Genomic DNA, 3682 nt, shown 5'->3' with positions numbered 1-3682 from the left:
TAGCCCTAGCGGGTGAACATACTTTGACTCAATTTAGTACCACTAAAGCGAGGTTACAGATTTTGGTTGAGCACTTAACTCAATGGTATCCTCTTGCTCATCAAGTGGTGATATATGAAGCCGCAAATTTGCCGTTTCAATCACCAGTAATCGAGCGCATGGCTTTGTCGTCTTTACCTGAGGCTAGGTTGACCCCAATTAGCACACTATTGATCCCTCCAGCTAAACAGATCACATTAAACCATGAGATGTTGGCTAAGTTAGGTATTACCGAATCAGATATAGGTTAAGTATCTGTTAACATTAAAAGATAATATGGCATAATCGTGCTCTACACTGAACGTTTTGGTTTATATCTTGACCTGATATAGACAGCAGATTAATTGAAGATGAAGTTGCAATTGTTAATTTTTTTATAGTCAGTTTTTTGTTAAAATTGTTAGCCGATACAAGTTAACAACTATCAGCGTTTGTTGTTAAACTGACTTGAGTGTAAAGTACGCACAAGTTTAAAAAGCTAGTTAAATCAGTTGAATGTACTTTATGTGTTGAATTGTCTGATGTTATGTCATTATGCCCATAAATTAACAATAAAATTATTAAAACAGAGAGTGACAATATGTCAAACATGAGTGCCTTTTTTACTGAGCTTGCGACTAATGCCCTGTTATTAGAAGCATATAAGCTTGATCCTCGTGCTGTCATGAAATCAAATGGATTAACACAAGAAGAGATTGACGCTGTAATGTCGGGAGATAAAGCACGTGTGAGCCAGTTAGTTGGTGATAAAGACATGGCTATGTACATGATTATAACTAACCCTACAGAGTAATTATTCTTGCATCATACATCGAGGTATTTTTTTATTATCATCGTGTTGCTTTTTAGCCGCGCGGCGATAGCTGACAATATCGATTATGATAAAGAACTCGATACTATTGAACAATATTTGGCGACAGATACTGGTTATGCAATTAAAAAGATTGAAACCGTATTAGCCTCTGAATCGTCACTTACCTCATCACAACACAGCCGCCTACATAGGTTGGTCGGTTCCAAAGAGCTTTATTTAGGTCATTTTGTCGCAGCAGATAAAGCTTTCGATGAAGCACTGATAGACGGTCCAACTGGTGAAGAACTCACCAATATTTATCTATTGAAAATCACTGCAAATATTGGGCTTAGCAACTACCAAAAAGCCTTTTCTCTTCTGGAAGAAAATCTTTCTCGTATTGATAACTATCAAAACCAAAGTATCAAAATAAAGTCTTATAACCGTCTGATGAATGTGTATTTGCAGCTGGGCGCTTATGATGAAATGTTACGTATAGCAAAATTGTCGCTGAATTTAAATCAAGGTAAAGACCCAAAAGATCAATGTTATTCAATGTTATACCTGTCAGTGGCCCATTCAAAGTTAGCTCATTTTGACCAAGCGGATACATTATTTAAAGACACTCAAGCTTATTGTAAAGATCATGGTCTGCCATTAATTGAAATCATGTCTATTAGAGGCTTGGCTACAGTGCTGTTTGATAAAGGACAATATGCCGCTGCAGAAAGTTTGTATCTTGTTGCTTTAGAGCGTTACCAAAAGTTTAAATTTGAAGTTGAGATCAATGAGATAAGGTCTTATTTAAGTGTTATTTATTTTCATTTAGGCGATTACCAACAAGCTGAAATGTATGCGCAAATGGTTAATGCGTTACCTAATAAGCCTAGTAACATGATAGCGAAAAAACGAGTTAACGAAACTCTTTCTTTAATTGCAGGTAAACGCGGGCAATTTGATAAAGCATACCAGTTTCAAGTTGTCGCTTCTGCACTTGGCCAGCAGCTGCTTGATGAGCAGAAAGTCAAAGAAAATGCTTATCAAATGGCTCGCTTTGATAGTGTTGAAAAAAGCCGTGAGAATAGCAGTTTGATCCAAGATCACGAGTTACTGATGAAACAAAAAGATTTGTTTATGAAGGAAAAAAGTTCATCTATCATGTTCTCTACTTTACTTGTAGGTCTTTCTGTCGGTTTATTATTGTTATTGATCTCGGCTTGGCTGCAACGTAATCAATTTATGAAACAAGCGCAGCGAGATGGATTAACCGGTATTTTTAATCGCCGTACTGGACAAGAAATGGCGGAAAATGAATTTATTCAAGCTCAAACAATAGGTGAAAGATTCTCTGTTGTGTTAATGGATCTTGATCTATTTAAAAATATTAATGACCAATATGGCCACGGTACAGGTGACTGGGTATTAAAAAAAGTGACTAATGTCATCGAGGGCATGTTGAAACCGACAGATATTTTTACCCGAATGGGCGGCGAAGAGTTTGCTGTCTTTATGCCAAAGCAAGCCGAAGATATGGCTGTTGATTTTGCCGAACGTATTCGTAATGAGGTAGCCAATATTAACACTCGTTTCTCTGGACACGATTTTACGGTCACAGTCAGTTGTGGTGTCAGCACTGTTACTAAAGATGACTTAAGCCTTGATCCTTTAATTCATCGTGCTGATTTAGCCCTTTATCGAGCCAAACATAATGGTCGAAACTGCGTAATATCTTATGACGACACCATGAAGCCTTAATCATCAGCTAAGCAGGGTTCATCATCAAAAGTCATCACACAAGCCCTTCGATAGCTACCATGTGTTCTACAACCTCATCACATTATCAGCAATGCAGTCTATGACATAGTTGTTAATAGGCTACTTTGAAGTGTATAAGCTCAATTTCTGTATAATTGAAAAGCACTTTTTAGTGTTTGGTTAGCAGCATCTCCAGGTCATCTTACTCTTTGTACATTTTATTGTTAAAAACGATGGTAATTGTATCGCTATTACGCCATGTAGCGACTTCATTTTCACATAAAAATCTTTTGTAAATTATATAGATAGAGCCTCAATCGAGAGTAATATCTTACAACAAACACATTCTATTTAAATAGCAAATAGCAAATAGCAAATAGCATTTAGCGGATCTCTTCTGGTGGCGTTTATGGCTAATTTTTAGAGCGCCATCGCTTACGAATAAACCATAATTTGGTCTCACAAACTGCGGCAGATATAAAATTGCCTTATATTGCGGCAAATATTGCGGCAAAATTTATCTTGAAGGAGCGACTGTTCTGAATAATATGAGGCGAGTGATATATTCTGCTGCTCGTTAACGGGTAAGATCTTACCAAACAGATAATCTCTATTAAGTAGAGTAGGGGCTAAGAATGAACACCCTATGCACCAAATTGCTTCAAAACAACTCTACCAAGTTATTACGACTACGACGAACAAGCACACTCCCTCTTTGATTCATTTCTGTGTCTCGTTATTGTTAATCGGTAAATTATCGACTATTTAAGTCACTTTCTGCCCGAACTCAAGCTGAATTTTGGCCGTTTTTCCTATCATCATGAGTTGCAATGCCATTTTCATTGTTTGGCTATTACTGCAATAAACCTCTGCTATTGCACCATTTTGGTTCTCTATTGCCCCATTTGTGATTGTTTTTAATTTTTTTCAAAAAAAATTCACCTTTATTTAAAACAAACCAATATAGCTGAACTTGTTGATCGGGTGACGTAACTCACATTTTTAATGACATTACCGCTGTATTTTTTAACGTTGACGTAAACGTAAATTTAAAACAGTTGTTTAAATTTGGGTTATAAATAGATTTGTTTAAGC

At 36.5% G+C, this 3682-nt stretch carries 2 protein-coding genes and 1 pseudogene; all 3 read left to right on the top strand.

Annotated elements, in window-relative coordinates:
* Nucleotides 1–290: pseudogene (locus H5185_RS21425) on the top strand (hypothetical protein); the annotation flags it as partial.
* Nucleotides 291–619: 329 nt separating this feature from the next.
* Nucleotides 620–832: a hypothetical protein gene (locus tag H5185_RS21420; RefSeq protein WP_124016835.1), complete on the top strand. Its 213-nt coding sequence runs from the start codon at nt 620–622 to the stop codon at nt 830–832.
* 6 nt (nt 833–838) lie between these two features.
* On the top strand, nt 839–2587 hold the full coding sequence (locus H5185_RS21415) for a GGDEF domain-containing protein (protein WP_182743156.1): 1749 nt from the start codon (nt 839–841) through the stop codon (nt 2585–2587).
* The last annotated feature ends 1095 nt before the right edge of the window (nt 2588–3682 follow it).

Origin of the sequence: Shewanella sp. SG44-6, assembly GCF_014164185.1 — a bacterium.
In the GTDB taxonomy this organism is placed as follows: domain Bacteria; phylum Pseudomonadota; class Gammaproteobacteria; order Enterobacterales; family Shewanellaceae; genus Shewanella; species Shewanella vesiculosa.
The sequence above is the reverse complement of the archived record's forward strand: the minus strand, read 5'-3'. Positions and strand labels throughout refer to the sequence as shown.